1 protein-coding gene is annotated in these 1,098 nt (G+C 63.8%); it reads right to left on the bottom strand.

What is annotated here, in order from left to right; genetic code table 11:
- Positions 1-312: 312 nt before the first annotated feature.
- Positions 313-1,098 (bottom strand): LysR substrate-binding domain-containing protein (locus tag A2I95_RS41260; protein ID WP_291738064.1); only part of this gene is annotated, 786 nt, incomplete at its 5' end.

The following is a 1,098-nucleotide window of genomic DNA, read 5'->3' as shown; positions in this document are numbered from 1 at the left end:
GCCCCGTTCAGCGTATTGGTCATCGTGTTCGTCATGGGAGGCCCTCTTTTGCGGTCGTGGATACTGCCGGGCCGGGGCCCGGGATTCGTACTCCAAATTGTATACAGTTCTGTAGATATATGTGAAGACCGAATTTGAGATTGCTTTGAAACGGCTGGATCATTGCGCCAAGTGCCCGTCCCGCCGGTGGACGGGAGCGCGGCAGGGGCTGCGCCGAAGGTACTCCCTAAGTGGAAAACCGGGCGGGCGCAGGCCTGCCGCAAACTCCATCGCCGCAGTTGGGGCGGCACCCCGGATCTTCCCAAAATCCGGCTACCCGGCAGCTTCCGAAAGAATTTCAGTGACATGCTCCCGCCAGGCCTCGGCAAAACTGGCGGCCAGCTGGGACAGGGGCCGTTCGCTGGGGGTCAGGACGGAATAGCCAAAGGGGATCTGCGGCTCAAACGGCAGGAAGCGGATCCGCTCCTCGCCCGCGTTGCTGCGGCGGTAGCTTTCGGCGCTGAGGACATCGACAATGGCGCAGGCCTGGCCGGCGGCGATAAAGTGGAACAGCGGCAGGAAATACTGCGCGTCATAGCGCAGGTTGAATTCGGCCCCCGCCTGCTGAAACGCCTGCGAAGTGGCCTGATAGGTGTTGTGATCCGGCTGCAGCGCGCCCATTGGCACCCCGTTCAGATCTGCGGCGGTGATGGCTTCGCGGTCCGCCAGCGGGTGGCCGGCCGGCACCGCGCACAAGCAATTGCTGGGCAGTTCCTCAGCCATGTACAGCTTGCGGTCGCCGCGGAACCGGCTCATGTCGCAAAAGCCGATGTCAAAACTGCCGGCCGCCACCAGGCTGCGCACCTGCGGCGAGGAACGCGTCGCCAGCGTCACCCTCACCTCAGGCTTGGCGGCAACAAAGCGGCTGATGAATTCAGGCAGCAAGTAGGTCGAGGGCCCTGGCATCGCCACGATCCGGATCGAACCCTGCACCCGGTCGCGCATATTGGCCAGATTCTGCTGCGCGGTTTCCATCCGCGACAGGATCTCGGTTGCTTCTTCCATCAGGTACTGCGCCTCGGGCACCGGCACCAGGCGGCGGCCCTCGCGCAGGAACAG

Source organism: Leisingera sp. F5 (assembly GCF_001593695.1).
This window is presented reverse-complemented; position numbering and strand designations above follow the sequence as displayed.